27 protein-coding genes are annotated in these 26,234 nt (G+C 72.1%); 13 read left to right on the plus strand and 14 right to left on the minus strand.

Annotated elements, in window-relative coordinates; translation table 11 throughout:
• Nucleotides 1-19: 19 nt before the first annotated feature.
• Nucleotides 20-1,627 (plus strand): family 43 glycosylhydrolase, encoded by a 1,608-nt coding sequence (locus CR938_RS05845; protein ID WP_162124097.1) that lies wholly within the window; start codon nucleotides 20-22, stop codon nucleotides 1,625-1,627.
• A gap of 22 nt (nucleotides 1,628-1,649) precedes the next feature.
• On the opposite strand, the gene CR938_RS05850 is transcribed toward CR938_RS05845, so the two are convergent.
• The 3 genes from CR938_RS05850 to CR938_RS05860 all read right to left on the minus strand — a co-directional run bounded on the left by CR938_RS05850 (nucleotide 1,650) and on the right by CR938_RS05860 (nucleotide 4,891).
• Nucleotides 1,650-2,132 (minus strand): hypothetical protein, encoded by a 483-nt coding sequence (locus tag CR938_RS05850; RefSeq protein ID WP_162124098.1) that lies wholly within the window; start codon nucleotides 2,130-2,132, stop codon nucleotides 1,650-1,652.
• A 108-nt stretch (nucleotides 2,133-2,240) separates the two neighbouring features.
• Nucleotides 2,241-3,869 (minus strand): carboxylesterase/lipase family protein, encoded by a 1,629-nt coding sequence (locus tag CR938_RS05855; RefSeq protein WP_162124099.1) that lies wholly within the window; start codon nucleotides 3,867-3,869, stop codon nucleotides 2,241-2,243.
• A gap of 5 nt (nucleotides 3,870-3,874) precedes the next feature.
• Entirely contained in the window at nucleotides 3,875-4,891 is a 1,017-nt protein-coding gene (locus CR938_RS05860) for an alpha/beta hydrolase (protein WP_425502420.1), read from the minus strand.
• A gap of 166 nt (nucleotides 4,892-5,057) precedes the next feature.
• Between CR938_RS05860 and CR938_RS05865 the strand changes: the two genes are divergently transcribed.
• The 8 genes from CR938_RS05865 (at nucleotide 5,058) to CR938_RS05900 (ending at nucleotide 12,807) form a co-directional block, all read left to right on the plus strand.
• Nucleotides 5,058-5,864, plus strand: a complete 807-nt coding sequence (locus CR938_RS05865) for a 2-keto-4-pentenoate hydratase (protein ID WP_162124121.1) — start codon at nucleotides 5,058-5,060, stop codon at nucleotides 5,862-5,864.
• Nucleotides 5,852-6,859 (plus strand): TRAP transporter substrate-binding protein, encoded by a 1,008-nt coding sequence (locus CR938_RS05870; protein ID WP_162124100.1) that lies wholly within the window; start codon nucleotides 5,852-5,854, stop codon nucleotides 6,857-6,859. Before CR938_RS05865 ends, CR938_RS05870 begins: the two co-directional genes overlap by 13 nt.
• A 14-nt stretch (nucleotides 6,860-6,873) precedes the next feature.
• Nucleotides 6,874-7,395 (plus strand): TRAP transporter small permease, encoded by a 522-nt coding sequence (locus CR938_RS05875; RefSeq protein ID WP_162124101.1) that lies wholly within the window; start codon nucleotides 6,874-6,876, stop codon nucleotides 7,393-7,395.
• A gap of 3 nt (nucleotides 7,396-7,398) precedes the next feature.
• The gene (locus CR938_RS05880) at nucleotides 7,399-8,682 is read left to right on the plus strand and encodes a TRAP transporter large permease (protein WP_162124102.1); all 1,284 of its coding nucleotides are present in this window, start codon (nucleotides 7,399-7,401) and stop codon (nucleotides 8,680-8,682) included.
• Between the two features lie 81 nt (nucleotides 8,683-8,763).
• On the plus strand, nucleotides 8,764-9,819 hold the full coding sequence (locus CR938_RS05885) for a LacI family DNA-binding transcriptional regulator (RefSeq protein ID WP_162124103.1): 1,056 nt from the start codon (nucleotides 8,764-8,766) through the stop codon (nucleotides 9,817-9,819).
• 136 nt (nucleotides 9,820-9,955) lie between these two features.
• Complete coding sequence (gene kduI / locus CR938_RS05890; RefSeq protein ID WP_162124104.1) at nucleotides 9,956-10,804, plus strand: 5-dehydro-4-deoxy-D-glucuronate isomerase; 849 nt, start codon at nucleotides 9,956-9,958, stop codon at nucleotides 10,802-10,804.
• A gap of 58 nt (nucleotides 10,805-10,862) precedes the next feature.
• On the plus strand, nucleotides 10,863-11,618 hold the full coding sequence (kduD, locus tag CR938_RS05895; protein ID WP_162124105.1) for a 2-dehydro-3-deoxy-D-gluconate 5-dehydrogenase KduD: 756 nt from the start codon (nucleotides 10,863-10,865) through the stop codon (nucleotides 11,616-11,618).
• Between the two features lie 58 nt (nucleotides 11,619-11,676).
• Nucleotides 11,677-12,807 carry a GDSL-type esterase/lipase family protein gene (locus CR938_RS05900; RefSeq protein ID WP_162124106.1) on the plus strand — a complete coding sequence of 377 codons (1,131 nt, stop codon included), beginning with the start codon at nucleotides 11,677-11,679 and terminating at the stop codon, nucleotides 12,805-12,807.
• A 1-nt stretch (nucleotide 12,808) separates the two neighbouring features.
• Here the strand turns inward: CR938_RS05900 and CR938_RS05905 are convergent, their stop codons facing one another.
• Entirely contained in the window at nucleotides 12,809-13,891 is a 1,083-nt protein-coding gene (locus CR938_RS05905; protein WP_162124107.1) for a PA0069 family radical SAM protein, read from the minus strand.
• 252 nt (nucleotides 13,892-14,143) lie between these two features.
• On the opposite strand from CR938_RS05905, the gene CR938_RS05910 reads away from it, so the two are divergent.
• Nucleotides 14,144-15,421 (plus strand): sigma-54 interaction domain-containing protein, encoded by a 1,278-nt coding sequence (locus CR938_RS05910; protein WP_162124122.1) that lies wholly within the window; start codon nucleotides 14,144-14,146, stop codon nucleotides 15,419-15,421.
• Between the two features lie 34 nt (nucleotides 15,422-15,455).
• Here CR938_RS05910 and CR938_RS05915 read toward each other — a convergent pair whose 3' ends face one another.
• The 6 genes from CR938_RS05915 to CR938_RS05940 all read right to left on the minus strand — a co-directional run bounded on the left by CR938_RS05915 (nucleotide 15,456) and on the right by CR938_RS05940 (nucleotide 21,090).
• Nucleotides 15,456-16,829, minus strand: a complete 1,374-nt coding sequence (locus tag CR938_RS05915) for a transporter family protein (RefSeq protein ID WP_425502421.1) — start codon at nucleotides 16,827-16,829, stop codon at nucleotides 15,456-15,458.
• Nucleotides 16,830-16,850: 21 nt separating this feature from the next.
• Nucleotides 16,851-17,639, minus strand: a complete 789-nt coding sequence (locus CR938_RS05920; protein ID WP_162124108.1) for a hypothetical protein — start codon at nucleotides 17,637-17,639, stop codon at nucleotides 16,851-16,853.
• Nucleotides 17,640-17,652: 13 nt separating this feature from the next.
• Nucleotides 17,653-18,354, minus strand: a complete 702-nt coding sequence (locus tag CR938_RS05925) for a C39 family peptidase (RefSeq protein ID WP_162124109.1) — start codon at nucleotides 18,352-18,354, stop codon at nucleotides 17,653-17,655.
• Nucleotides 18,355-18,492: 138 nt separating this feature from the next.
• Nucleotides 18,493-19,920 carry an adhesin gene (locus CR938_RS05930; protein ID WP_162124110.1) on the minus strand — a complete coding sequence of 476 codons (1,428 nt, stop codon included), beginning with the start codon at nucleotides 19,918-19,920 and terminating at the stop codon, nucleotides 18,493-18,495.
• A gap of 55 nt (nucleotides 19,921-19,975) precedes the next feature.
• A complete protein-coding gene (locus tag CR938_RS05935) occupies nucleotides 19,976-20,590 on the minus strand; it encodes a hypothetical protein (protein ID WP_343038571.1) in 615 nt (204 codons plus the stop codon).
• Nucleotides 20,587-21,090: a hypothetical protein gene (locus CR938_RS05940; protein ID WP_162124111.1), complete on the minus strand. Its 504-nt coding sequence runs from the start codon at nucleotides 21,088-21,090 to the stop codon at nucleotides 20,587-20,589. Before CR938_RS05940 ends, CR938_RS05935 begins: the two co-directional genes overlap by 4 nt.
• A 311-nt stretch (nucleotides 21,091-21,401) precedes the next feature.
• Here CR938_RS05940 and cls point away from each other — a divergent pair, with 311 nt between their 5' ends.
• The 3 genes from cls to CR938_RS05955 all read left to right on the plus strand — a co-directional run bounded on the left by cls (nucleotide 21,402) and on the right by CR938_RS05955 (nucleotide 23,936).
• Entirely contained in the window at nucleotides 21,402-22,847 is a 1,446-nt protein-coding gene (gene cls, locus CR938_RS05945) for a cardiolipin synthase (RefSeq protein WP_162124112.1), read from the plus strand.
• Between the two features lie 64 nt (nucleotides 22,848-22,911).
• Complete coding sequence (locus CR938_RS05950) at nucleotides 22,912-23,187, plus strand: hypothetical protein (RefSeq protein WP_162124113.1); 276 nt, start codon at nucleotides 22,912-22,914, stop codon at nucleotides 23,185-23,187.
• A complete protein-coding gene (locus CR938_RS05955; RefSeq protein ID WP_162124114.1) occupies nucleotides 23,184-23,936 on the plus strand; it encodes a pyridoxine 5'-phosphate synthase in 753 nt (250 codons plus the stop codon). Before CR938_RS05950 ends, CR938_RS05955 begins: the two co-directional genes overlap by 4 nt.
• Nucleotides 23,937-24,074: 138 nt before the next feature.
• Here the strand turns inward: CR938_RS05955 and CR938_RS05960 are convergent, their stop codons facing one another.
• From CR938_RS05960 to CR938_RS05975, 4 genes are all read right to left on the minus strand, one after another.
• A complete protein-coding gene (locus tag CR938_RS05960; RefSeq protein ID WP_162124115.1) occupies nucleotides 24,075-24,488 on the minus strand; it encodes an ExbD/TolR family protein in 414 nt (137 codons plus the stop codon).
• Nucleotides 24,489-24,491: 3 nt separating this feature from the next.
• Complete coding sequence (locus CR938_RS05965; protein ID WP_162124116.1) at nucleotides 24,492-24,917, minus strand: ExbD/TolR family protein; 426 nt, start codon at nucleotides 24,915-24,917, stop codon at nucleotides 24,492-24,494.
• A gap of 43 nt (nucleotides 24,918-24,960) precedes the next feature.
• Nucleotides 24,961-25,716: a TonB-system energizer ExbB gene (exbB, locus tag CR938_RS05970; protein ID WP_162124117.1), complete on the minus strand. Its 756-nt coding sequence runs from the start codon at nucleotides 25,714-25,716 to the stop codon at nucleotides 24,961-24,963.
• Between the two features lie 82 nt (nucleotides 25,717-25,798).
• Nucleotides 25,799-26,234, minus strand: a 436-nt coding sequence (locus CR938_RS05975) for an energy transducer TonB family protein (protein ID WP_162124118.1), incomplete at its 5' end; no start/stop codon positions are given.

Consider the following 26,234-nt stretch of genomic DNA (forward strand, 5'->3'; position numbering starts at 1 on the left):
CGGACCGGCGAGGCCCGCCATGATCCCCGTCCTGCCACGCCGCTTCGGCCTGCGCGTCCTGGCCGCGGTGCTGCTGGCCGGCGCCGTGGCCACGGCCGGCGCCGCCGGCCCGGCCACCTGGAAGCGCGGCATCGAGAACCAGCGCCAGGCCGACCTGGGTGACGGCACCTTCCTCAACCCGGTGCTGCCCGGCGACCACCCGGACCCCTCCGTGCTGCGCGACGGCGAGGACTACTACCTGACGGTGTCCTCGTTCGACGCCTATCCCGGCCTGCCGATCTGGCATTCGCGCGACCTGGTCAACTGGGTACCGCTGGGCCACGCGATCACCCGCAACGTCGGTTCGATCTGGGCACCGGACCTGGTCAAGCACGAGGGGCGCTACTACATCTACTTCGCCGCCCGCCGCGGCGGCACCGAGGGCCAGGCACGCAGCAACTGGGTGGTGTGGGCCGACGACATCCGTGGCCCCTGGAGCGAGCCCGTGGAACTGGGCCTGGGCCGGTACATCGACCCTGGCCACGCGGTGGGCGAGGACGGCCGGCGCTACCTGTTCCTCAGCGGCGGCGACTACGTGCCGCTGTCCGACGACGGCCTGCGCGTGGCCGGCGAGCCGAAGCACGCCTACGACGGCTGGCGCTACCCCGAGGACTGGGACGTGGAGGCCTACGCCCAGGAAGGCCCGAAGATCCTCCGGCGCGGCGGCTGGTACTACATGGTCACCGCGGTCGGCGGCACCGCCGGCCCGCCGACCGGGCACATGGTGATCGCGGCGCGCTCGCGCTCCATCCACGGGCCGTGGGAGAACTCGCCGTACAACCCGATCGTGCGCACCGCCAGCCGCGACGAGCCGTGGTGGTCACGCGGCCACGCCACCCTGGTCGAGGGCACCGACGGCCGCTGGTGGATGGTCTACCACGGCTACGAGAACGGCTACTGGACGCTGGGCCGGCAGACCCTGCTGGAGCCGGTCGAGTGGACGGAGGACGGCTGGTTCGTGGCCCGCGGCGGCGACCTCGGCAAGCCGCTGCCCAAGCCCGCCGGCGAGGTGGTGGGCACGCCCGGCATGGCCCTGTCGGACGACTTCGACGGCGACCGTCTCGGCCCGCAGTGGGCGTTCTTCGCGCCCGGCCCGGACGAGTACGCACGCCTGTCCTTTGGCGGCGGGGCGATGACCGTGCGCGGCAAGGGCCGCACCCCGGCCGACAGTTCGCCGCTGACGGTGACCGCCGGCGACAAGGCCTACCGGTTCGAGGTCGAGATGGAGATCGGGCCGGGCGCCATCGGCGGCGCCCTGCTGTTCTACAACGAGCGGCTGTACGCCGGCGTGGGCAGCAACGGCGAGCAGCTGGTCATGCACCGCTACGGCCAGGAGCGGCCGGCCGGCGGCCTGCCTCCCGGACGGGGCGGCAGGCTGTGGCTGCGGGTGACCAACGACCGGCACATCGTCACCATCCACACCAGCACCGACGGCAGGCACTGGGAGAAGTACCCGGTGCAGATGGAGGTGTCCGGCTACCACCACAACGTGGCCGGCCAGTTCCTGGCGCTGAAGCCGGCCATCTATGCCGCCGGCGAGGGCAGCGTGCGCTTCCTCCGGTTCGGCTACCGCGCGCTCGACTACTGAGCGCGCGGCCGGCGGCGGGCGATCAGGCATCGCCGTCGCGGATGAAGATGGCCGTGCACGCGGCCGGCCCGGCCGGGATCAGCAGCCGGTTCACGCCGCCCTCGTTGCGGGTGAACACCACGCCCACCGTCTCGTTCTCGAAGCGGAACGCCGGCAGGGCCGCCATCTCGGCGGCGCAGGAGCGGTTGCTGACGATGGTGTGGTTGAGGGAGTAGCGGCACCTGCCGCCGGCGCGGGTGAACTCGGCCTCGGTGTAGACCACGTCCCCCGGGCTGCCATAGACCGCGACCATCCGCAGGCTGGAGCGGTCCTCGCCCTGGAAGGTGATCACCCGCACGTCGTCGCCGGCGGCGTGAGCGAAGGCGTCGCGGATGGCGGCATCACACTGTGTGAACCCGCGGTCGTGCGCGTTGCCGACCACGAAGTCCACGAACCGGGGATGGGCGGCATGCGCGGAAGCGGCGGCGGACAGCGCCACCGCGGCGGCGAGGAAGCGGTGTTTCACGGGCGAAGGCTTCCCGGCTTGCGGGGGACAGGCCAACGGTAGCGGCCGCGCACGGGCGGTCTTCAGTCCGCCCGCGCGCCGTGCCCGGCCACCGCGCTGCCGGCGCGCCTACATGGTCCCGCGCTGCACGAACGGCGCCTGCTGCCAGAACGCGCGCTCGGCCCCGCGCGGATCGTCGGCCAGCACGGGCGGCAGATCGAACAGCAGGGTCTGACGGCGCGGCAGCGTGTACGGCTCCCAGTGCGGCAGGCCGGCGTGGTTGGGATCGCCGTGGCGGGCGAAGGCCAGCAGCGCCTGGCTCATCAGTTCGGCCATGCGCCAGGCATCCTCGCCGTCGCCGGCGCGCGCGCCGGGCTTGTCCACGTTGTCGAACACCAGCGGGATGTCGAGGGTGTGGAAGGCGCGCAGGCGCCCGCCCTCGACCGGCGAGGGCCAGTCCAGCTGGTAGGCCCAGGTCGGCGCCGCCCCGGCCGGCTGGCGTGCGCGCGCCTCCAGTTCCTCCACCGCACCGCGCCAGGAACGGCCGGCGGTGGTGGCGGCGAAGAACACCTCCGAGGGTGTGTAGTGCGGATACAGCGCGCGGTAGTGCGCCACCACCAGGTCGGCGCGGATGTCCACGTACTGCTGCTTCTCCAGCCGCTCCGGCAGCCGGTCCCAGTCCAGGGTGAAGTTCTCCGGGTCGCCGCCGAGGAAGGCACGGGTCTCGTCGCGGGTGTTGCCGATGACCATGGGGATGTGCGCCGACTGCGGCGGCGCGTCCGGCCAGAACGGGTGGCGCGGCAGCACCTCCCCGTCCATCACCGGGCCGAAGTACAGGCGCGTGTCCTCGATGCGCGAGAAGTCGCGCACCGCGGTGGCCTCCAGGATCGCCTCGGCCGGCAGCGCCAGCAGCCGCTCCACCGCGTCCGGCGCGGCCGGGTCCAGGCCCGCCGCCTCCAGCAGGCGCTGCGCGCGCTGAGTGGCCGCGCGCGGCCCGGCGGCGGTGACCTGCTGGCCGCTCATGGTCCAGGCGCGGTGGAACAGGCCGCGCGCGGCCGGCATGGCCATCAGCGTGGCGATCTTGGCGCCGCCGCCGGACTGGCCGAACACGGTGACGTTGTCCGGATCGCCCCCGAACTCGGCGGCGTGCTCGCGCACCCATTGCAGCGCCAGCACCAGGTCGAGCTGGCCGGCGTTGCCGGAGGCCGCGAACGGCGCGCCGGCCAGCCGCCCGAGGTACAGGTAGCCGAAGGCGTTGAGGCGGTGGTTGACCGTCACCACCACCACGTCGCCGCGCCGGCACAGGCGGGTGCCGTCGTACACCGGGTCCGAGCCCGAACCGGTGTCGTAGCCGCCGCCGTGGATGTAGACCAGCACCGGGCGGCGCGCGCCGTCGCGCAGGCCCGGCGTCCACACGTTGAGGAACAGGCAGTCCTCGCTGCCGGCCTGGTGGCGCTGCGGCGCCGGGGCACCGTAGGCGGTGGCCTCGGCCACGCCGCGCCAGGGCCGCGGCGGCCGCGGCGGACGGAAGCGCAGCGGCGCGGTGTCGGCGCCGTAGCGGATGCCGCGGAACACGTGCACGCCGTGCTCGCGCACGCCGCGCACGCGGCCGTGGCGGGTGCGGGCGAGGCTGCCGGTCTCGCCGGCGGCATGCGCCAGCGGGCCCGGTCCGGCCAGGGCCACGCCGGCGCCCAGGGCCGCGGCCTGCAGCAGGCGGCGGCGGCGGGGGTCGGGCAGCGGGTCGTCGCGGGTGTCCATGGGTCTCACTCCTCGGTCGCCGCGCCGGGCAGCGGCGCGTGCGCGCGGAACCAGGCCACGGCCAAGCGCGGCCACAGCGCCAGCGTGCCGTGCGCCCCGCGCCCGCCGAAGCCGTGCCCGCCGCGGGCATAGAGATGGGTTTCGTGCTCGATGCCGGCGCGGCGCAGCGCGGCCTCGAACAGCAGGGTGTTCTCCACCGGCACCACGTCGTCGTCCTGCGCGTGCAGCAGGAACACCGGCGGGGTGTCGGCGCCGACGCGGTGGTGCAGCGAGTACCGCGCCACCTGTTCCGGGTCCGGCATCGGGCCGAGCAGACGCTCCCGCGAGCCGGGGTGGGTGTGCGTGCCCATGTCGATGACCGGGTAGACCAGCACCGCGTACGCCGGGCGCGCGTCCTCCGCATCGGCTTCGTCCACCGGCGCGTAGACCGGCTCGGCGTGGCGCGTGGCCAGGCTGGCGGCCACGTGGCCGCCGGCGGAGAAGCCCATCACGCCCACGCTGGCCGGATCGATGCCCCACTCGGCCGCGCGGTGCCGGACCAGGCGCATGGCGCGCTGCGCGTCGGCCAGCGGCACGTCGGCCGCGCCGCGGTGACCCTCGCCGGGCAGGCGGTAATACAGCACGAACAGGGTCAGGCCCGCCTCCTCGGCGAAGGCCGGCACCAGCGCCGTGCCCTCCTTGTCCACCACCACGCGCTGGTAGCCGCCGCCGGGCACCACCAGCAGCGCGCGACCGTCCGGCCGCTGCGGCCGGTACACCCGCAGGAACGGCCGGGCGATGCCGTCCACGAAGCGGTCCGGCAGGGCCGGGTCGTCGCTGCGCTCGACGGTACGCTCCTCCAGCACCACGCCTTCCGAACCCGGCGGCACGTCCGGCCACAGCGGCACCCGCGCCGGGCCGGCGGCCAGGGCCGGCAGGGCCAGCAGGCCCGGCAGCACTCCGCCCAGGCACCAGGCCCGGAGCGCACGGCGCACGAACGGCACCCCCATCGCGGACAACCCTCCCCTCCTGCTGCGGCGCAGCGTGCGAGCCGTGACGCCACGCGGCAAATTGTCGGATGACACCGGTTTACCATATACCGCCGCACGCGCGCCGTCTTACGGCGCCGCAGCATGGCGGACGAGACATACCAGCGGAGGCGACTTGAGCAAGCTCAACGGCAGTGGGGAAGGGACGACGACGCCGGAGATGGTCGCCATCGCCGAACGCTTCGTGCACGCACGCCGCCACGGCCAGGCCCTGGCCGGGTTCCCCGGGCCGGTCCCGGAGGACCTGGTGGCCGCCTACCGGGTGCAGGACCTGGCCATCGCCCGCTGGCCGGACAGGGTGGTCGGCTGGAAGGTCGGCTACATCGCCCCGGAGCGGCGCGACGCCTCCGGCGACGAACGCCTGCTCGGCCCGGTGTTCGCCCGCCAGTGCTGGCATGCCACCGGTGCCACCCAGCCCGTGCCGGTGTTCGTGGGCGGCTTCGCCGCGATCGAGGCCGAGTACGTGCTGCGCGTGGACGCCGACGCCCCGGCCGACAAGCTGGACTGGACCCCGGAGGAGGCGGCCGCGCACCCGGCCACGCTGTTCACCGGCCTGGAGGTGGCCAGCAGTCCGCTGGCCACGATCAACGCGCTGGGCCCGCGGGTGGTGGTCTCCGACTTCGGCAACAACAACGGCCTGATGGTGGGCCCGGAGATCCCGGACTGGACCACGCTGGACGAGGCGCAGCTGCGCGCGGAGACCTTCATCGACGGCGCCAGCGTCGGCACCGGCGGGGCCATGCGCCTGCCCGGCGGCCTGCGCGGCGCCTTCGCCTTCGCCCTGGCGCGCTCGGCGCGCCGCGGCCGCCCGCTGCGCCGCGGCGACCTGATCGCCACCGGCAACGCCACCGGCATCCACGACATCCTGCCGGGCCAGACCGGCAAGGTGGTGTTCGCCGGCCACGCGGTGCTGGAGTGCCGCGCCGAACCGGCCGGCGAACGCGGGGACCTGGCATGGCCCGGCTGAGCCGGCGCCGCCTGCTGCTGGCCGGCGCCGGGGCCGCCTGCGCGCTGCCGCTGGCGGGCCTGGCGCGTGGCGCGGACGCCGCCGGCGGCACGCGCCTGCTCACCGCCTCCGACGTGCACGTGGCCAACTACCCGACGGTGGAGGCGGTGCGCTGGATCGGCCAGACCCTGCGCGAGCGCACCGGCGGGCGCCTGGACATCCGCCTGTACCACTCCGGCCAGCTGGGCCGCGAGTCCGAGGCCATCGACATGGCCCGCTTCGGGGTGATCGACATCACCCGCGTGTACTCGGGCGCGCTCAACAACGCCTTCCCCCTGACCCGCGCCCTGTGCCTGCCGTACGTGTTCGACTCGGTGGCGCACATGCGCCACGCCCTGGACCACGGCATCGCCGACGCGGTGCTGCGCGGCTTCGAGGCGCGCGACCTGGTCGGCCTGGCGGTGTACGACAGTGGCGCACGCTGCTTCTACAACACCCGCCACCCGATCCACCGCCCCGCGGACATGCGCGGCCTGAAGCTGCGCGTGGCCTCCTCGGACATGTTCATCGAGCTGGTGCGCCTGCTCGGCGCCAACCCCACGCCGATGTCGCTGGGCGACACCTTCTCCGGCATGGAGACGCGGATGATCGACGGCGCCGAGAACAACCTGCGCAGTTTCCACTCCAGCCGCCACTTCGAGGCGGCGCGGTACTGGTCGCAGAGCGAGCACTCCTACGCGCCGGACATCCTGCTGGTCTCGCGCGCCACCTTCGACTCGCTCGCCCCCGCCGACCGGCGCCTGCTGGTGGAGACCGCGCGCGCCTCGGTGGAGGTGATGCGCCGGCACTGGGACGAGTCCGAGGGCCGCGCCCGCCAGGCGGTGCTGGAGCACGGGGTCGAGTTCAACGAGGTGGACATGCCCGCTTTCCACGCCGCGGTGAGGCCGCTGCGCGAGGCCTACCTGCGCGACCCGGCGCTCGCCGACCTGCACCGCCGCATCCGCCAATTCGCCTGAGCCTGGATTCCGCGATGTCCCACGCCCCGACCGTCCCGCCGGCCTCCGCCGTCCAGCGCGCGCTGGACCGCATCGCCGGCCTGGCCATCGGCATCGCCGCCGCCTCGCTGCTGGGGCTGGTGGTGGTGCAGGGGTGGCAGGTGTTCGCCCGCTACGTGCTCAACGACTCGCCCAGCTGGACCGAGCCGGTCACGGTGCTGCTGCTGGCCACGGCCATGGGCCTGGGCGCGGCCTCCGGCGTGCACACGCAGCGCCACTTCGGCTTCTACCTGCTGCACGACCGCCTCGGCCCGGGCGCACGGCGCGTGGCCGACGCGGTGGTGTGCCTGGCCACCGGCGCCATCGGCGGGGTGCTGGCCTGGTGGGCCGGCGTGCTGCTGGTGGACGGCTGGGACATCAAGGCCGCCGGCGCGCCGCTGCCGCAGAGCATCAACTACCTGCCGCTGGCCGCCGGCGGCGCACTGACGGTGCTGTTCGCACTGCACCGCCTGGCGCTGGCCCTGGCCCCGCGCGCCGCGTCCGAAGGAGGGCACTGAGACATGGCCATCGCCCTGCTGTTCGGCGTGTTCGCCCTGCTGCTGCTGATCGGCGTGCCGGTCGCCTTCGCCCTGGCCGGCGCCTCGCTGGCCGTGCTGCTGTACCTGGACCTGCCGACGGTGGTGCTGGCCCAGCAGGTCTCGGCCGGCAGCGGCTCGGCCTCGCTGATCGCCATCCCGCTGTTCATCTTCGCCGGCGAGATCATGCTGCGCGGCGGCATCTCCGAGCGCCTGATCGCGCTGGCCTCCTCGCTGGTCGGCCGCCTGCGCGGCGGCCTGGGCCAAGTCTCGATCCTGTCCTCGCTGTTCTTCGGCGGCGTGTCCGGCTCGGCCATCGCCGACGTCTCGGCGGTGGGCGGCACGATGATCCCGCAGATGGTCAGACGCGGCTACGACCGCGACTTCGCGGTCAACGTCAGCATCACCGCGGCGCTGGTGGCGCTGCTGGTGCCGCCCTCGCACAACCTGATCCTGTTCTCGGCCGCGGCCGGCGGCGGCCTGTCCATCGCCGACCTGTTCGCCGCCGGCATCGTGCCGGCACTGATGATGACCCTGGCGCTGATGGCGACCGGCTACCTGGTGGCGCGGCGCCGCGGCTACGGCGTGGAGGCCTTCCCCGGCTGGCGCGCGGTGCTGGTGCGCGCGGTCGCGGCGCTGCCTGGGCTGGGCCTGGTCACCCTCATCTTCGTCGGCATCCGCGCCGGCGTGTTCACCGCGGTGGAGAGCGCGGCCATCGCCGTGGTCTACGCCCTGCTGGTGACCGTGGTCCTGTACCGGCAGCTGCGCCTGCGCGAGTTCCTGGACACGGTGGTGCACGCGGCGCGCAACACCGGCGTGATCCTGTTCGTGATCGCCACCGCGGCGGTGTTCGGCTGGCTCCTGGCCTACCTGCAGGTGCCGGCGGCGGCGGTGGAGCTGCTGCAGTCCATCGCCGGCAGCCGCACCACCGTGCTGCTGCTGATCGTGGTCATGCTGCTGGTGCTGGGCACCTTCATGGACCTGGCGCCGATGATCCTGATCTGCACCCCGATCTTCCTGCCGGTGGCCCGCGCCTACGGCATCGACCCGATCCACTTCGGCCTGGTGCTGGTGCTGACCGGCGGCCTGGGTCTGGTCACCCCGCCGGTGGGCTCGGTGCTGTTCATCGGCACCTCCATCGGCAAGGTGACCGTGGGCCAGGTGATGAAGACCATCTGGCCGTTCTGGCTTGCCGGGCTGGGCGTGCTGCTGGTCGTGGCCCTGTTCCCGGAGCTGTCGCTGTGGCTGCCGGCGCTGCTGCGCGGCTGACCCTTCCCGCGCCGGTCCGCCCCGGCCCGGCGCGGGCCGGCGGCTCCGGCTAGAATCGGTCCAAAGGACCCCAAGCCGACCATGCCCCGCAAGACATCCGCCGCCACGGGCACCCGGCCCGCATCCACCGGCAAGCCGGCCACCATCAACGACATCGCCCGCCTGGCCGGGGTGTCGAAGAAGACGGTCTCGCGGATCATCAACAACTCGCCGCTGGTGCGGAAGGACACCCGCGAGAAGGTCGAGGCGCTGATGCGCGAAGTCGGCTACACGCCCGATCCGCTGGCGCGCGGCCTGGCCTTCCGCCGTTCGTTCCTGATCGGCATGGTCTACGACAACCCCACCGCGCAGTACATCGTGGACATGCAGTACGGCGCACTGGATGCGCTGCGCGACTCGGGCTACGAGCTGGTGGTGCATCCGTGCGACACGCGCAGCCCCGGCTACATCGACGGGGTGCGGCGCTTCGTGCAGCAGCAGAAGCTGCACGGGGTGATGTTGGTGCCGCGCGCATCCGAGGACCAGAACCTGGCCGACATGCTGGCGGAGTTGGGGGTGCGCTACACCCGCATCCTGCCGATGGGCGTGGACGACCAGGACGCGCGCCTGGTGGTGACCCACGACCGCGACGGCGCGGCCGAGGCCGCCGACTACCTGCTGACCCTGGGCCACCGCGACATCGCCCTGATCACCGGCCCGTCGGCCTACCGCTCGGCGGTGGAGCGCACCGCCGGCTTCGTCGAGGCCCTGGCCTCGCGCGGGGGCTCGGTGCCGAAGGCGCGCATCATCGAGGCCGGCTACACCTTCGAGTCGGGCGTGGCCGCGGCGGAGAAGCTGCTGGCCGGGAAGAAGCGGCCGACCGCGATCTTCTGCGGCAACGACGAGATGGCCGCCGGCGTGTACAAGGTGGCCATGCGCACCGGCCTGAGCATCCCGCGCGACCTGTCGGTGATCGGCTTCGACGACAGCCCGCTGGCCTCGCGCCTGTGGCCCTCGCTGACCTCGGTGCGTCGGCACACCCGCGACACCGGGCGCATCGCCGCGACCATGCTGATCCGCGCCGGCAACGCGCCGATGCCGGTGGCCAGCGTGCGCCCGCACCTGGTCGTGCGCGATTCCTGCCAGCCCCCCGCCTGAGCCCCCCGCGACCCGGCGCGGGTGCGCCCGCGCCGGCTTTCCGCAGCGCGGTATGACACCGGTTACCAAACCGGCTACCATCCCACTCGTGTTGGAAGCGGGGCCGTCCCCCCGCCGTGTCCCAGGAGCCGTACCGATGTACCAGAAGACCTACTACGCCACCCATCCGGGCGTGATGGAAGGCGCCAGCAACGACCAGCTGCGCGACCTGTTCCTGATCGACAACCTGTTCGCCGAGGACCAGGTGCGGCTGAGCTACACCCACTACGAGCGCTTCGTGATCGGCGGCGCCGCCCCGGTGAAGCAGGCCGTGTCGCTGCCGCGCCAGACCGAGCCGGCCTCGGCCGCCGGCAAGCCGTTCCTGGAGCGCCGCGAGCTGGGCGTGGTCAACGTCGGCAAGGGCGCCGGCAAGGTGACCGTGGACGGCACCGAGTACGTGCTCGAGCCCAAGGACTGCCTGTACGTGGCCATGGGCAGCGAGGAGGTCAGCTTCGCCTCCCTCGACCCGGCCAACCCGGCGCGCTTCTACCTGGCCTCCACCCCGGCCCACGCCCGCTTCGAGACCCGGCACCTGTCCATCAAGGATGCGGTGGCGCTGGAGCGCGGCGCGCTGGAGACCAGCAACGAGCGCACCATCTACCAGCTGGTCGTGCCCTCCACCTGCAAGTCCTCGCAGCTGCTGCTGGGCCTGACCATCCTCAAGCCGGGCAGCGTGTGGAACACCATGCCGCCGCACCTGCACGACCGCCGCAGCGAGGTCTACTTCTACTTCGACCTGGGCGAGAACGACCGCGTCTACCACTTCATGGGCCAGCCGGACGCACAGCGCCACATCGTGATGAAGAACGAGGAGGCGGTGGTCTCCCCGCCCTGGTCCATCCACATGGGTTCGGGCACCAGCAACTACGCCTTCATCTGGGCGATGGGCGGCGAGAACCTCGACTACACCGACATGCACGTGCTGGACATCTGCCAGCTCAAGTAAGCGCCCGCGGCGCGCCGGCCGCCGGCGCGCCCCATCCACAGCGGAGGAAAGCAACACGATGGCCAACCCGTTCAGCCTCGAGGGCAAGGTCGCCCTCGTCACCGGCGCCAACACCGGCCTCGGCCAGGGCATCGCGCTGGCGCTGGCCGAGGCCGGCGCCGACATCGCCGCCGCCGGCATCCAGCCCCCGACCGAGACCGAGCAGAAGGTGCGGGCGCTGGGCCGGCGCTTCCTCGCCATCCAGGCCAACCTGATCAGCATCGAGCCGATCCCGCGCATCCTGCAGGAGACCCTCGACGGCCTCGGCCGCCTGGACATCCTGGTCAACAACGCCGGCATCATCCGCCGCGCCGACGCGGTGGACTTCACCGAACAGGACTGGGACGACGTGATGAACGTCAACATCAAGTCGGCGTTCTTCATGTGCCAGGCCGCCGGCCGCCACTTCATGCAGCAGGGCGGCGGCAAGATCATCAACATCGCCTCGATGCTGTCCTTCCAGGGCGGCATCCGCGTGCCGTCCTACACCGCCAGCAAGTCCGGCATCGCCGGCATCACCCGCCTGCTGGCCAACGAGTGGGCCAGCCGCAACATCAACGTCAACGCCATCGCCCCGGGCTACATGGCCACCGACAACACCGCCGCGCTGCGCGCCGACGAGAAGCGCAGCGCCGAGATCCTCGGCCGCATCCCGGCCGGGCGCTGGGGCACCCCGGCGGACCTGGGCGGCGCCGCGGTGTTCCTGGCCAGCAGCGCCTCGGACTACGTCAACGGCGCGATCATCCCGGTCGACGGCGGCTGGCTGGCGCGCTGATCCGTGACGGCCGCGCGGTGCCGCCGCGCGGCCACGGGTCCGTTTTCCCGGAGGTTCCATGCACCGGATCCCCCGCTTCGGCGCGGCCCTGCTGGCGTGCCTGGCCCTGGTGGCGGCCGCGGAGGCGGCGCCGCGCCGGGTGTTCATCGCCGGCGATTCCACCGCCGCCGACTATCCACCCGAACGCGCCCCGCAGCAGGGCTGGGGCGCGCGCCTGCAGGACTTCCTCGACCCGGCCGCCTGGGAGGTGCGCAACCACGCGGTCAACGGCCGCAGCGCGCGCAGCTTCATCGAGGAAGGGCGGCTGGAACCGATCGCGCGCGAGCTGCGCCGCGGCGACGTGCTGCTGGTGCAGTTCGGCCACAACGACGCCAAGTTCGAGGACCCGACCCGCTACAACGACCCGGAGCAGGCCTACCCGCACTGGCTGATGCGCTACGTGGAGACCGCCCGTGCGCGCGGGGCCACGCCGATCCTGCTGACCCCGGTGTCCCGGCGCGTGTTCTCCTACCGGTCCCTGCTCGACACCCACGGCCGCTACGCCGAGGCGGTGCGCGCCCTGGCCCGCCGCGAGGAGGTGGCGCTGATCGACCTCAACGCCAGCAGCACCGACTGGCTGCGCGCGCTCGGCGACGAGGCCTCGCGCCCCTACTTCATGCACGTGCCCGAGCGCGGGCTGGCCGACGACACCCATTTCAGCGAGACCGGTGCCACCCTGGTCGCCTGCCTGGTGGTGCGCGGCTGGAAGGCGCTCGACCCGGCCCTGGCCGCGCATGTGGTGCGCGACACCGACTGCGGCGCCCCGCCCGACGCGCTGGCGCGCCGCGCCGGCCAGGCGCATCCGTCGCAGGTGGTGCACGAGGCCGGCCTGGCCCGCACCCAGCCGGGGCCGCACGGCGGCGCCGGCACCACCACCGCCTACCCGCTGTTCGCCGACGCCCCGGGCCTGCCGTTCGTGCTGCGCAAGCGCGTGCTGCACAAGGGCGCCGGCATCGGCCTGCATCCACACGAGCACGACGAGATCTACTACGTGCTCTCCGGCCGCGGTCGCTACGTGGTCGACGGCCAGGTGCACGAGGTCGGCCCCGGCCACGCCATGCTCACCCGCGCCGGCAGCACCCACGCCATCGAGCAGGCCGGCGAGGAGGACCTGGTGCTGCTCATCGCCTACCCGGCCCGGCCGCACTGAGTCAGAACAGCTCGCCCTGCGGCGAGTCCGGCCGCGGCGCGGTGAAGCGGCTGCAGTCCAGCGGCCGCGGCCGCAGCCCGTCGTAGCCGAAGCGGCGCCGGGCCAGGACGAAGCGGTGCTCCAGCAGTTCGGCGTACTGGCCGCGGCCGCGCATGCGCGTGCCGAAGCCGGACTCGTAGTCGCGCCCGCCGCGCATCTGCCGCAGCGTGCTCATCACGTGTTCGGCGCGGTCGGGCAGGTGCGCCTGCAGCCAGTCGCGGAACAGCGGCGCCACTTCGTGCGGCAGGCGCAGCAGCACGTAGCCGGCGCTCTCGGCGCCGGCCTGGCGCGCCGCCTCCAGCACCGCCTCCAGCTCGTGGTCGTTCACCCAGGGAATGGCCGGGGCGAACATCACGCCCACCGGCACCCCGGCCGCGTGCAGCCGTTCCATCGCCCGCAGCCGGGCGTGCGGGGCGGCCGCGCGCGGCTCCAGGCGCGCGCTCAGGTGCGGATCCAGGGTGGTGACGGAGAAATACACCTTCACCAGGTCCATCGCCGCCAGGGGCTGCAGCAGGTCCAGGTCGCGCTCGACCAGCGCGTTCTTGGTGATCAGGGTGAACGGGTGCCGGCACTCGAGCATCACCTCGATCAGCCGCCGGGTCAGGCGCAGGCGCCGCTCCACCGGCTGGTAGGCGTCGGTGTTGATGCCCAGGGCGATCGGCTCGGGCCGGTAGCCGCGACGGGAGAACTCGCGGCGCAGCAGCTCCGGCGCGTTGGTCTTGGCGAAGATCTTCGTCTCGAAGTCCAGGCCCGGCGAGAGGTTGAGGTAGGCGTGCGAGGGCCGGGCGAAGCAGTAGCTGCAGCCGTGCTCGCAGCCGCGGTACGGGTTCACCGAGCGGGAGAAGCCCACGTCCGGCGAATCGTTGCGGCTGATGATGCCGCGCGCGGCCTCCTCGCGGACCTCGGTGCGCGGGCGCGCCGGATCGGGCCCGGACATGGGCTCGGCCGCCCCCTCCCAGCCGTCGTCCACCGCCTCGACCGTGGTCTGCTCGAAACGTCCGGGCAGGTACTGCCGCGAGCCGCGGCCCTTGATCGTCTCGGTCATGCCGCCAAGGCTACCGCCGCCGGTCTCAGTGGATGCGACGCGGCCAGCGCCGCGCGCATCCGTTCATGGCACGACACGTCCACATGCGCCGGCGTATGCATGCCGGGCATCACCACATTGACGCAAATCACATGAAAACCGTGCAGTATTCACACTATCCTAACGGTCTTCACGGTAACCCTTGCCGTTCCCGGGGGGCCTGTCACACAGGAGCAGTTTCACGTGACAGTAGGCGACGTCAGGAAGCGTTGTCTGATCTGGCTCGGTCAACCGTCGCGGCGTGAACGTGAGGTCCTTGCAGCAGCAGGTTGGGGGCTGCGGGTGGTGGAGGCGCCGGCCCGTACGCACATCGGCCTGCGCGGGACCGATCTGGTCGTGGCCCTGCTCGATCTGCGCCGGGCCAACCCGGCCTGGACCGGGGAAGCGATGCGCCTGCTCGAGCGCTATCCGGAGCTGCCGTGGGCCTTCCTCGGCGAGGCGCCGGAGACGCTGCCGCGCGTGCGCGCGTACCTGCGCCTGCGCGAACCGCTGGACCTGGCGCAGATGCGCAGCCTGCAGCCCCTGGCCGAAGGCGCCGCGGTGCCCGAGGACGACGACAGCCTGGTCGGCACCAGCCCGTGCATGCTCCGCATCCGGACCAACCTCAACAAGTTCGCGCCGGTCGACCTGCCGGTGCTGATCACCGGCGAGACCGGCACCGGCAAGGAGCTGGCCGCGCACGCGCTGCACCGCATGTCGCGGCGCCGCGACGGGTCCTTCATCGCGGTCAACTGCGGCGCGCTGCCGCCGTACCTGGTGCAGTCGGAGCTGTTCGGCCACGAGAAGGGCGCCTTCACCGGCGCCACCGCGCGCCGCATCGGCATGTTCGAGGCCGCCCACGGCGGCACCATCTTCCTCGACGAGGTCGGCGACCTGCCGCTGGACGCGCAGACCAACCTGCTGCGGGTGCTGCAGGAGGGCACCTTGGAGCGGATCGGCAGCCACCAGCAGATTCGGGTGGACGTGCGCGTCCTGGCCGCCACCCACGTCAACCTGGAACAGGCGGTGGCGCAGGGCCGCTTCCGCGAGGACCTGTTCTACCGCCTGGACGTCCTGCGCCTGCACATGCCGCCGCTGCGGGACCGCGGGGACGACATCGAGCTGCTGGCCGCACACTTCCTCGAGGCCTTCCGCAAGGAGCATCCGACCCGCGCCCGCGGCTTCACCCCCGAGGCGCGCCGGGCCATGCGCCTGCACGGCTGGCCGGGCAACGTGCGCGAGCTGGCCAACCGGGTGCGCCGCGCGGCGGTGGTCTGCGACACCGAGCTGATCCCGGTGCAGGCGCTGCAGCTGGACGCGCCGGACGAGGCCCAGCCCGACGGCCACGCGATCTGCCCGCGCCAGCGCGCCGAGCGCGACACCCTGCTCGAGGCCCTGCACCAGAGCGGCTACAACGTCAGCGAATGCGCGCGGCGCCTGCGGGTGTCGCGGGTGACGGTGTACCGGCTGTGCCGCAAGCACCAGCTGCGGCTGGAGAGCCTGCGCAGCTGAGCCCGCAGGGCGCGGCGCCGGCCGCGCGCCCGCCCTACAGCGTGTACGGCACCTTGAAGCCGAGGGTGAAGTCCGGCGCGTCCGGCGTAAGTCCGATGCCCAGCAATCCGACCAGCGTGGCGTTCGGGCTGAGTGCATAGGTCACCCCCAGGTTGAACATGGCGGCGTTGGCGTCGCTGCCGATCACCTTGGTCCACGGGCCGCCACGGTAACGGGTACGCGCCCGCGCCGAGAGGCGGTCGCTGAGCGAGATGCTCAGGCTGGTGCGCTCGTTGAAGGCGAAGGCCACGCCGGCGCCGAAGTAGTAGGAGTTGCCGAGCTTGACGTCGCCCGGGTTGACCGTGACCGGGTTGTTGTCGATGTCGTCGAAGCTGCCGCGCTTGGAATAGGTCATGCCGGCGTTGGCGAACAGGATCGCCGGGTCGGAGGTCTTGACCGCCGACAGGCCCACGCTGGCCTGCCACACGCCGTTGCCGGTGGGCTGCTCGTCCGGTACCGCGAAGCGGATGAAGTCGTCGTCGTCGCGCTCGAGCACGGTCCACGGGATGCCATAGGGCTCGCGCCCGGTCGGCGCGGTGATGCCGACGTTGAGCACGGTGTCCGGGCGCCAGCCGCGCTCGTTGAACAGGCGGACGTTGGCGCTGGCGGTGATGTCGCCCAGGCCGTGGCCGCTGGAGTGCTCCTGGGCGATGGCCGCCGCCGCGCCGCCGGCGCCGCCCTTCTGGTACACGGTCTTGCGCGCGATGTAGGGCACGTCCAGGTTGAGGGTCAGGCGCGGGCTCACGCCCCAGCGCAGGCCGGCGTTGTAGCTGAGGGTGTCCGACTCGACGTTCTCGATGGCGATGTTGCCCAGGAAGATCGCGTCCAGCGCCAGGAAGCCGTTGAGGGTCAGCTGCTTGCGGTCGTATCGGTTGTAGGTCAGGCCGTTCTCGAAAACCACGCGCTGGTCGAACAGGGTGCGGGTCTGCTCCTTCACGTCGGTCACGCTGCGGCTCATCTCCTGGCGCGCGCGCTCGGCGTCGTCGGCGGTGCCGGCGTAGCCCTCCGGCGGCCGGGCCGGAGCCTGCGGCTGGGCCGGCTCGGGGCGCGGGGTCTGCGCCGCCGGCGCGGCGGGCGCCGCCGGCTGGGCCGGGGCCGGCACGGTGGCGGCCGCCGCCTTGCCCGGCAGGCGGGCCTGCAGCGCCTGCACCTGCATGTCCAGCTCGCGCAGGCGGCGCACGTCCTGGGCGTAGGCCTCCTTCAGCGCGGCCAGCTGCTCGGTGAGCCTGCGCAGCTCGGCCTCGTCCTCCGGCGTCACGGGCGCCGGCGCGGGCGGTGGCGGCTGCTGCGCCAGCACCGGCGGCGCACAGGCCACCAGCAGCACGGCGGCGGCCAGGCGGGAGGGACGGGGCGCGAAGCGGGCTCGGATACGCACAGGCAACTCCTTTGCTCAGTAACCGGCGGGCAGGCCGCGGCTCAGGGCGATGGCCTGGGCCACGTTCTGCCCAACGATACTGCGTCCGGGCAGCGGTTGCCTGGCCACGTCCAGCTCCATCCAGTTGCTGGCCGCCTGGCCGTCGGCCGCCAGCTGGATGCTCTGGCCCATGCCGCTGGTGCCGATCCATTGCTGCACCGCACCCTGGCCGTCGATCTGCAGCAGCACCCGCGCCGCCTGTCCGTCGAGGGTGGCGGTGGCCTGCATGCCGTCGACGCTCTGCTGCGCCGACAGCGCCTGCACGCCGCCGGCCGGCGGCGCCTCGCCGGCGGCCAGCCGGCGCACGCGCACGTCGGCCTGGTTGGCGGCCACGTTGCCGTCGCCGGCGACCTGCACGCTCTGCACCATGCCGTTGACGTTGGCCAAGCCGGCGGCATCCACGGTGCGCTGGCCGGACGACGCCGGCGGCAGCGGCGCGTCGGCGGCGGTGATGCTCACGTGCGGCTGGAAGGTGACCTGCGGCTGGCGCGGGTCGCGCACGTCCACGCCCATGTGCACGCGCGCCTGCAGCTGGCCGGCCTGGGTCACCCAGCGCGACACCATGGTCACGCCGAACCAGGCCACCTGGTCGACGCCGACGGTGTAGCGGCCGCGCATGGCGCCCAGCTCCGCGTCGCTGAGCTCGGTCAGTCCGCGGGCGGGCCTGGGGGTCTCCTGCGCCATCCCGGGCAGCGCGGCGGCCAGCATCCCGAAGGCCAGCCCGGCGCCGCAGGCGCGCAGGAGGAAAACCGGTGTGCCGTTCATGGCAGGACTCCTTTCAGAACAGGTCGGCATGGGTGAAGCCGAAGTCCAGCAGCTCCGCGTCCGTGAGCGGGCTGTGCGCATACATGGCTCGCGCACTGGGCTTGCTGCTGGGTTGCAGCAGTACCGTGTTGCGGTCGAAATCGCTGCCGATGACCACGAACACCGCGCGCGAGGGCCAGGCCTGCAGGAACTCCTCCAGCGGCAGCACGCGGTTGCCCAGGATCGGATCGGCCACCTCGACCATGTCGCCGCGCACCTGCTTGAGCACGACGAAATGGCGGAAACCGCGCACGTCCATCAGCACCAGGCCGGGCACGCGCAGCGTGCGCAGGCGCGCCTCGTCCACCCGGTAGCCGCGCCCGCGCATTCCCAGGGACTCGACGTAGCGCTTGATGTCCAGCAGCGAGAAGCCACGCTCGCGCACGATCTCCGGGTCGGAGACGGCGAGCATGCCCTCGATGACGGTGTCCTCGTCGGCATCCAGGTGGTAGGCGTAGCGCAGGATGGTGGCCAGCGCGGCCGCGCCGCAGCTGTAGTCGTTCTTCTGCCTGACCAGGTGGCGGAAGCGCGCGTCGTGCATGCTCTCCACCTGCGTGGTGTACAGGGCGCCATTGGGCAGCACGCCGGTGAAGGCCACCTCGGCGGCGCGCGCGCCCGCAGCCGTGCCTTCCAGGCACAGCAGGCAGGTCGAGAGCGCGAAGGCGGTGGTGCGCATGGTGGTCCCCTGCGGTCGTCGGCATCCGGTACAGCGAGAAGGCGTCCCGCCCCGCGGGGGAGGGCGGGGCGGGACGCCGTGGGTACCGGTCACGTCCAGTGACCGGTGTTCACCCGGTCATCCCCAGAGGGATGCGGCTCACTCGCCGCCGTTGCCGCCGCCACCGCCGCCGGCACCCGGCTGGGCCACGGCCATGGACAGGCTGTTGGCCTGCAGGTTGCCGGTGCCCGCGGCGACGTTCACGCCGATGTTGCCGCTGGCGCCGCTGAACGCCGAACCGGACAGGCTGGCGCTGTTGTACGCCGCGGCCACGACGGTGTTGCTCGAGTACAGCACCGTACCGCTCAGGTTGGCCTCCAGCTCGGCCGTGCCCATCTCCTCGAACGCCAGGGTGCCGGACTCCTCGGTGTCGAAGGCGATGCCGCCCACGCCCGGACGGTTCGGGTTCTCCACGGCGTTCTGGATGTCGGCGTCCATGTCGATGTGGCCGGTGGTGGTGCCGTTGGTGTGCGGCAGCGCGCCACTCCAGGTATCCAGATAGAAGTTGTCCATCTGGTACGCCGCGCCGGAACCCTCGTAGGTGCCGGTGCCGGTGGACGAGGTGGTGCCGTCCACGGTGCCGCTGAGCTGGATCTGCAGCGTCTCGTAGACCTCGCGGGTCAACGGCGCGTTGCTGACCGTGTTGCCCGCGGAGATCTGGTTCGAGCTGACCGAGGCGGTCGCGTAGGCGGAGGTCGCCACCGAGGCGGCCAGCGCGTTCTTCTGCTCGTTGTTGTTGCCCGAGGCGACGTTCACGCCGATGTTGCCGGTGGCACCGGAGAACGCCCCGCCGGCAATGGCCGCGTCGTTGGTCACGCCCACGTTGGAGGTCCAGTTGCCGCCACCCTGCTGGTTGACGAACACCTCGGCATCGGCCACGCCGAAGGCGAAGCTGGCATCGGCCGCCGACAGCGCCGCGGCGTTGTCCTGGACGTTGTTGTCACCGGCGCCCACGTTGAACTGCAGGTTGCCGGACGCGCCCGAGGCGGCATCGCCACGCAGCGAGGCCTCGTTGGTCAGCTCCTCGTTGGCGGCGCGGTTGCCGGAGACCAGCTGGCGGTTGTCGACCACGGCGATGGCGGCCGAGTCGACCTCGATGTCGCCGCTGATGGTCGGATCACCACTGAAGTTCACGTCGGAGGTCAGCGACAGGCTCTTGCGCAGGCTGACCGAGACGTTGTGCTCGTCGCGCTCGATGTTGGAGTCCACGTCCACCTGCTCGTCGTGGCGGACGGTGGTCTGGTGGTTGGTGTACGCCTCGTCGTGGAGGTACCGCTCGGTGTTCTCGTAGCTGTCGGCGTAGTCGATGTCGACGTTGACGTCCTTGTTCAGGGCGACGTCCACGTTCGTGTTGAACTCGTTATTGACGGTATTGTTGAGTTCGTTGTTGACGGTGTTGTTGACCTCGTCGTTGATCGTCGAGTTCCACTCGAAGTTGATGTCCGGGCCGCTTCCGGCCTGGACGACCGACGCGTTGGCAGCGACGATGGCGACGGCGAGCACGCTCCACTTCAGGTTCCTTTTCATGGCTACTCTCTCTCTTCTTCCAACGTGATGGGAACACCTGCTCCCTTGCTCGCGGTCACGGCTGCACCGTCAGGGCCAGTCCATTGCCGACCCGGTTGGCCGATCCCGCGATCTGGTTCAGCTGCACGACCCCTTCGAACCCGCGCAAAGCCCCGACCTCCACCACGGCTTGCCGGGTGAGGGTCCTTCTTCCCGAGGGCGCGAAGACGTCCTGCCGCTGTGCCGGCACGTGGTTGCCGCGGACCTTCAGTCCTGCTCCCCCGTGCGTGCCTGGTTGGCCGACGGCGGCGGACAGCGCGTTGACCTGGCTGTTGCCGCTGCCGCTGGCCTGGTTGATGGAAGCCAGCCCGGCGCCGCCGGACAGGGCCGAGCCGCCGACGACGGCGCTGGCTTCGGAAGGAAGGTCGTGGACCTGGCCCTGCTGCAGCTGGCGGGCGTCCACGTGGGCGGAAGCCTGCCGGCCGATCGCCAGGCCGCGCAGGTTGGCCTGCAGGTTGAGGTCGCCGGCCGCCTGGTTGACGGCGATGGCGCCGCTGGCCCCGGCCAGGGCACGGCCGTCGATGCGCGTGTCGGTCAGGTAACGCAGCATCGCGTCGTACTCGTCCGCCACGGCCAGCGGGCTGGCACCCAGGGCCAGCATGAACAGGCAGGTACGGAACCCCGCGCTCACGGCTTGCCTCCCCCCTGCGCCTGCGCGGCTCCGAACGGCAGCTGCGACAGGACGCCGGTGACCTGCGCGCCGATCCCGCGCGTGGTCTGGCCGATGACGCCGCCCCCGGCGCCACCCAGCGTGGCCGCGCCGCGCGTGGGCACCAGCGTGCCGCCCTGGCCCTGGTCGAACACGCCGTCCAGAGCCTGGCGGGTCATGCGCGCCGGCAGCGGACCGTCGGCGTGCACGCGCTGGCCGGTGGACATGCCGGCGAAGTCCTCGTCACTCAGCTCGCCGGTGCCCAGCACGTAGGCCACTTCGCGGCGGGGCGTGGGGTCGACGATCAGCGCCGTCGAAGGCGGCGCCGGGCGGTAGGCCGGGCGCGCGTTGACGTCACGCAGCAGCACCATCTCCCCGTGGCTGGGATGCACGGCGATGTGCGCGTCGGCCGCGTGCAGGCGCGGCGCCGCGGCCAGGAGTGCCGTTCCAGCAACGATCAGCAACAGGTGATGGCGTGGCATGTTCGTGCACCTGGGTGGGAGGCCGGAACCTCGTCGCACGCTTCATGCCAAGAGGAAAAACCCAGCAAAACCAATAGGTTGTGCCGTTTCGCCGGACGCCTGCGGTGTCACGGGTGTAACAGCGCCGCGGTGCGGGCACGCGCCGGCCTGCTTGAAAGCCTTGTCACGGCTGGCTCCCGCGGGGTGTTGCAGGTCCGATACACCGCCTGCAACGGTTTACGCCGCCGGCCCCCTCCGGAACCGGCGCCGCCGCCGTTCGCGCCCCCTGCTCCGTGGTACGGTCGGCCCGGTCGCCGCCTAGAATCGGCCCCATGCCTGACCTGCTGGTTTCCGCCTGGGAGTGGCTGCGCGCCACTCCCCACCTGGGGCTCTACCTGCTGCTCGCCTGGCTGGGCTACGTGCTCTGGCTGGGCATCTGGATCGTGCTGCAGAAGCGCGAGCCGGTGGCCACGCTGAGCTGGCTGCTGGCGCTGGCCACGCTGCCCTACCTCGGCTTCCTGGTCTATTTTCTGTTCGGTCCGCAGCGCATCCGGCGGCAGCGCCTGCGGCGCGGCCGCTCGCGCACCACCCTGGACCAGGCGGTGCCTTCGGCCGGCGGCGATCCGATCGCGGTGGAACTGGCCCGGCTGGGCCAGGCGGCCACCGGCCTGCCGCCGTCCACCGCCACCTCGGCCCGCTGGCTGGTGGACGGCCACGCCACCTATGCCGCGCTGGAGGAGGCCATCGCCGGCGCGCGCCACCACGTCCACCTGGAGTACTACATCTGGGAGCCGGACCGCACCGGGCAGCGCCTGCTGGCGCTGCTGGCCGAGCGTGCCCGCGCCGGCGTTCGGATTCGGCTGCTGCTGGACGCGGTGGGCTCCTCACGCCTGCGCCACCGCCACCTGCTGCCGCTGCTGGACGCAGGCGGCGAGGTCGGCTGGTTCCACCCCACCCGCCTCCGCCCGTTCACCCGGCCCTGGCTCAACCTGCGCACCCACCGCAAGATCGTGGTGGTGGACGGCCTGACCGGCTTCACCGGCGGGATCAACATCACCGACGCCCAGGACGAGACGCTGGATCCGCGCGCCTACCGCGACCTGCACCTGCGCGTGGAGGGCCAGGTGGTGCGCAGCCTGCAGCTGGTCTTCATGGAGGACTGGGTGTACGCGGCCGGCTGCGACCCGCGCGACTTCAACCAGCCCGGCTACTGGCCCAAGGCCGTGCCCGGCCCGATCCCGGCGCAGCTGCTGGTCTCGGGTCCGGACTCGAGCTGGGAGTCCATCCACCGGATGTACGTGGGCGCGATCCACGAGGCACGCCGGCGGGGGTGGCTGGCCACGCCGTACTTCGTGCCCGGCGAGGCCGCGCGCATGGCCCTGACCTCGGCCGCACTGGGCGGGCTGGGCGTGCGCCTGCTGGGGCCGCGCCGCTGCGACTCGCTGCTGGGGACCCTGGCCGCGCGCTCCTACTTCGACGAGCTGCTGGCCGCCGGGGGGAAGGTATACGAGTACGGCCCGCGCATGATCCACACCAAGGCGCTGCTGGTGGACGAGGAGCTGTGCATGGTCGGCAGCGCCAACTTCGACCACCGCAGTTTCCGGCTCAACTTCGAGGCCTCGCTGCTGCTGCGCGACCGCGGCAGCTGCGCATCGCTGGAGGCCCTGCTGGAGCAGAAGTTTTCCGCCGCCACGCCGGTGCGTGCCGACCGCCCGGCCGGGCTGTGGCGCCACCGCCTGCCGGAGGCCTTCGCCCGCCTGCTGTCGCCGCTGCTCTAGGCCGCTGTCCCGCGGCGCGCGGACGCGGCATCATTGGCCGGTCCCTCCTGCCGGGGAGATCCGCATGCATTGGCTCTACCTGCTGGCCGCCGTCCTGACCCTGGCGGTGGCGATGACCACCCCCCATGCCTGGGTGCTGGCCCTGGCCCTGCTGGCCACCGTGGTGCTGGTCGGCCTCTGGATCCGCGGCTGGTACCTGGAGAAGGCCGGCAGCCGCGACGAGCTGGCCATGATCGATCCGGCCGAGCTGCGGCGGCTGCGCGAGCTGGCCGAGGCCCGGCGCCGCGCCGCCGGGGAAGGCCGGGCCGCCGGCGACGACGTGCAACCGCCGCCCGCATGACCCGGCTCAGCGTCAACGTGAACAAGGTGGCGGTGCTGCGCAATTCCCGCGGCGGCCGCGAACCCGACGTGCTGGCCGCCGCCCGTGCCTGCCTGGATGCCGGCGCCCACGGCATCACCGTGCACCCGCGGCCGGACCGGCGTCACATCGTGGCCGAGGACCTGCCCGGCCTGGCCGCGCTGTGCGCCGAGTACCACGTGGAACTGAACATCGAGGGCAACCCGTTCGCGCCGCCACGGCCGGGTTACCCGGGCCTGCTGGCCCTGTGCGAGCAGGTGCGCCCGGCACAGGTGACACTGGTGCCCGACGCCGACGGCCAGCTGACCTCCGACCACGGCTTCGCCTTCGACGGCGACACCACCGCGCTGGCGGAGCAGGTGGCGGCCTTCGCCGGGCTGGGTTGCCGGGTCAGCCTGTTCGTCGATCCGGGCGTGCGCGACCTGGAGCGCGCGGCCGCGCTGGGCGCGCACCGGGTGGAGATCTACACCGGTCCCTACGCCGAGGCCTTCGCCACCGGTGACGCGGCCACGGCCCTGCAGGCCTGCGCGGACACCGCGCGCCGGGCCCGGGCCGCGGGCCTGGGCGTCAACGCCGGCCACGACCTGTCCCAGGCCAACCTCGGCGCCTTCCTGGCCGCGGTGCCGGAGGTGCTGGAGGTGTCCATCGGCCATGCGCTGGTCGGCGAGGCCCTGCACGCCGGCCTGGCCGCCACCGTGCGCGGCTACCTGGGCATCCTCGCCCGCGCCTGACCCGCGGCCGTCACCCTGCAGCAACGCGCAAAGAAAAAGCGCCGCCCCTTCCGGGGCGGCGCCGATGCTTGCGGCCGGGCTGGCCGCCTGGCGCCCGGGTCCCGCCGCTGCAGGGGAGCGGGACCGGGCGCGAAGCGGTTACGGCTGGATGAAGTTGATCTTCTTCATGTCCGCGTTCTTGGCCGCGGCCAGGACCTTGGTCATGACCTCGTACTCGGCGTCGCCGCTGGCGTCGATGCGCAGCTCCGGCTGGTTGGTCGGATCGCGCTGCACCTCGGTCTCCATCCTCTGCTGGAGCTCGCGGATCGAGATCGGGCTGTTGTTCCAGAAGATCTGGTTGGTCGCATCGATGCGCAGCTCGATCGGCGGCGGCGGCTCACGCAACTGCGGCGGCGGGTTGATCACCCGCTGCGGCAGGGCCACGTCGATCGGGTAGGTCATGATCGGCGCGGTCACGATGAAGATGATCAGCAACACCAGCATCACGTCGATCAGCGGCGTGACGTTGATCTCGGCCATGGGGCCCTTGTTGCCCCCGGTACTGAAAGCCATGGGTTACGGACCCTTTTCTTTGGTTGCGACAAAGCCGATGTCCAGCATGCCGTTGCGCTGGGCGATCTGGGTGATCTCGTTGATCGTGCGCATCTTGGTCGTGCGGTCACCGCGCAGGTTGAGCGGCGGCTGCGGGACCTGCTGGGCGGCGCTGGACAGACGGGACTCGAGGATGTCCTTGTTGATCGGCTCGTCGTTCCAGTAGAGCGAGCCGTCCTCCTTCACCGACACGGTGATCGGCATGAGCCGGTCGTTCTTGTCCTCTTCCTTGTGGACGAGGTTCGCCTCCGGCAGCTCCACCTTCACCTTGTGCGCCATCAGCGGCGCGGTGATGATGAAGATGATGAGCAGCACCAGCATCACGTCCACCAGGGGCGTGACGTTGATGTCGTTCATCGGGCCGCTGTTGTTGCCGGTACTGAAGGCCATGGGGCTCTCCGAGTGTTACTGGGACGACGCTTCGGCAACCGGCTCAGCGGACGCGCGAGCCGGTGGCGAAGAAGTCGTGCAGATCGTGGGCGAACGCGTCGAACTTGGCGATCGTGGCGCTGTTGATCTTGCTGAAGAAGTTGAAGGCGAACACCGCCGGGATGGCGACGAACAGACCGATGGCGGTCATGATCAGCGCCTCGCCCACCGGGCCGGCCACGGCATCGATGGAGGCCGAACCAGTGGCGCCGATGCGGATCAGGGCGCCGTAGATGCCCCACACCGTACCCAGCAGACCCACGAACGGGGCGGTCGCACCGACGGTCGCCAGCAGCACCATGCCCGACTGCAGCTTGGCGCTCTCGCGGGTGACGGCCTGGCGCAGGGCGCGGTCCACGAACTCCGAGCGGCTCAGGCTCTCACCCAGGCCACCGGCCTCGGAACGCTGGTGGTGGGCGGCCGCCTGGGCGGCGTCCAGGGCGATCTTCGAGAACGGCTCGCTGCGCGGCTGCTCTTCCATGACGCGGATGGCTTCCTGGGCGTTCGGGGCTTCCCAGAAGGCGCTGATCACGCGGTCGGCGGCCGCCTTCAGGCGGGCGTTCTTGATGGCGTTGAAGATGGTCCAGTACCAGGACAGGGCCGACATCACCACGAGGGTGATCAGCACGACCCAGGACACGGCGAACTCGCCCGGCTTGGAGACCATCTCGGAGATCAGATGGTCGAAGCCCATCTGCGTGAGGGCGGAGGCGCTGTTACCCCCAGCAGCGGCGGAGGCGATGATGAGTTCCTGCAGCATGACGCTTACCTTTTGGTGTGATTGGTGATGAAGGGGGGAAGGGGGCCGGAGCCAGGTCCGGTTCCGGCCCGGAAAGAGGCAATCAACCCAGGGTGAAGTTCACCGGGACCCGGACGCGACCGGCCGCCTTCTGGCCGTTCACGATGGCGGGATTGAAACGCCACTTGCGGGCGGCCTCGACCGCGGCACGGTCCAGGTCGCGATTGCGGCTCGACTTCTCGACCGTCACGTTGGTCACGTTACCGTTCGCATCGACGTCGATGACAAGGATGACCTCGCCCTCGATGCCGGCGCGCGCGGGGGCCGGCGGGTAGCGCGGCGGGTTCATGTTCTTCGACGAGATGTCCACGCTGGCGGCCACGTCCGCCACGGGGGCCGGCGGCGCCGGCGGCGCGGGCGGCTCGTAGACGTCGGTGGGACGCGGCTCGGCCACCTCGATCGGCGGCGCCTCCGGCGGCGGCGGCACCGGCGACGGCTTGGGCGGCGACAGCTCCTTGATCGGCGGCGGCGGCTTGTCC

The sequence above is a fragment of the Pseudoxanthomonas taiwanensis genome (assembly GCF_010093135.1).
In the GTDB taxonomy this organism is placed as follows: Bacteria; Pseudomonadota; Gammaproteobacteria; order Xanthomonadales; family Xanthomonadaceae; genus Pseudoxanthomonas; species Pseudoxanthomonas taiwanensis.

What these genes read in the sequence shown, in the direction of transcription:
- CR938_RS05845 (WP_162124097.1), top strand. Translation starts at nt 20, where the DNA reads ATGATCCCCGTCCTGCCACGCCGCTTCGGCCTGCGCGTCCTGGCCGCG.
- CR938_RS05855 (WP_162124099.1), bottom strand. Translation starts at nt 3,869, where the DNA reads ATGGACACCCGCGACGACCCGCTGCCCGACCCCCGCCGCCGCCGCCTG.
- CR938_RS05865 (WP_162124121.1), top strand. Translation starts at nt 5,058, where the DNA reads ATGGTCGCCATCGCCGAACGCTTCGTGCACGCACGCCGCCACGGCCAG.
- CR938_RS05870 (WP_162124100.1), top strand. Translation starts at nt 5,852, where the DNA reads ATGGCCCGGCTGAGCCGGCGCCGCCTGCTGCTGGCCGGCGCCGGGGCC.
- CR938_RS05875 (WP_162124101.1), top strand. Translation starts at nt 6,874, where the DNA reads ATGTCCCACGCCCCGACCGTCCCGCCGGCCTCCGCCGTCCAGCGCGCG.
- CR938_RS05880 (WP_162124102.1), top strand. Translation starts at nt 7,399, where the DNA reads ATGGCCATCGCCCTGCTGTTCGGCGTGTTCGCCCTGCTGCTGCTGATC.
- CR938_RS05885 (WP_162124103.1), top strand. Translation starts at nt 8,764, where the DNA reads ATGCCCCGCAAGACATCCGCCGCCACGGGCACCCGGCCCGCATCCACC.
- kduI (WP_162124104.1), top strand. Translation starts at nt 9,956, where the DNA reads ATGTACCAGAAGACCTACTACGCCACCCATCCGGGCGTGATGGAAGGC.
- kduD (WP_162124105.1), top strand. Translation starts at nt 10,863, where the DNA reads ATGGCCAACCCGTTCAGCCTCGAGGGCAAGGTCGCCCTCGTCACCGGC.
- CR938_RS05900 (WP_162124106.1), top strand. Translation starts at nt 11,677, where the DNA reads ATGCACCGGATCCCCCGCTTCGGCGCGGCCCTGCTGGCGTGCCTGGCC.
- CR938_RS05905 (WP_162124107.1), bottom strand. Translation starts at nt 13,891, where the DNA reads ATGACCGAGACGATCAAGGGCCGCGGCTCGCGGCAGTACCTGCCCGGA.
- CR938_RS05920 (WP_162124108.1), bottom strand. Translation starts at nt 17,639, where the DNA reads ATGAACGGCACACCGGTTTTCCTCCTGCGCGCCTGCGGCGCCGGGCTG.
- CR938_RS05925 (WP_162124109.1), bottom strand. Translation starts at nt 18,354, where the DNA reads ATGCGCACCACCGCCTTCGCGCTCTCGACCTGCCTGCTGTGCCTGGAA.
- CR938_RS05930 (WP_162124110.1), bottom strand. Translation starts at nt 19,920, where the DNA reads ATGAAAAGGAACCTGAAGTGGAGCGTGCTCGCCGTCGCCATCGTCGCT.
- CR938_RS05940 (WP_162124111.1), bottom strand. Translation starts at nt 21,090, where the DNA reads ATGCCACGCCATCACCTGTTGCTGATCGTTGCTGGAACGGCACTCCTG.
- cls (WP_162124112.1), top strand. Translation starts at nt 21,402, where the DNA reads ATGCCTGACCTGCTGGTTTCCGCCTGGGAGTGGCTGCGCGCCACTCCC.
- CR938_RS05950 (WP_162124113.1), top strand. Translation starts at nt 22,912, where the DNA reads ATGCATTGGCTCTACCTGCTGGCCGCCGTCCTGACCCTGGCGGTGGCG.
- CR938_RS05955 (WP_162124114.1), top strand. Translation starts at nt 23,184, where the DNA reads ATGACCCGGCTCAGCGTCAACGTGAACAAGGTGGCGGTGCTGCGCAAT.
- CR938_RS05960 (WP_162124115.1), bottom strand. Translation starts at nt 24,488, where the DNA reads ATGGCTTTCAGTACCGGGGGCAACAAGGGCCCCATGGCCGAGATCAAC.
- CR938_RS05965 (WP_162124116.1), bottom strand. Translation starts at nt 24,917, where the DNA reads ATGGCCTTCAGTACCGGCAACAACAGCGGCCCGATGAACGACATCAAC.
- exbB (WP_162124117.1), bottom strand. Translation starts at nt 25,716, where the DNA reads ATGCTGCAGGAACTCATCATCGCCTCCGCCGCTGCTGGGGGTAACAGC.